Source organism: Pseudomonas sp. 32_A (assembly GCF_017490905.1).
GTDB lineage: Bacteria > Pseudomonadota > Gammaproteobacteria > Pseudomonadales > Pseudomonadaceae > Aquipseudomonas > Aquipseudomonas inefficax.
On sequence record NZ_JAFGYI010000519.1, the window covers coordinates 1 to 237 of the forward strand.

General features: G+C 61.2%; 1 protein-coding gene. It reads left to right on the forward strand.

Annotated elements, in window-relative coordinates; all coding sequences use genetic code 11:
• Nucleotides 1–237 (forward strand): amino acid permease (locus J5M58_RS27660; protein WP_207880723.1); only part of this gene is annotated, 237 nt, incomplete at both ends.

A 237-nucleotide genomic window follows, 5' to 3' on the forward strand; every position in this document is an offset into this window, starting at 1 on the left:
TGTTCGCCTTCAAGCTCGACATCTTCACCGCCGACATCTGGGCGGTGGGCACGCCAGAACTTGGCAGCGTGATGAACCAGGTGCGCAACATGATGCTGGTCACCGTTTGGGTGTTCATCGGCATCGAAGGCGCCAGTGTGTATTCCGGGCGTGCCGAGCGCCGGTCGGATGTGGGCAAGGCTACGGTGATCGGTTTCCTGGGGGTGCTGGCGTTGCTGGTGCTGGTCAACGTGTTGT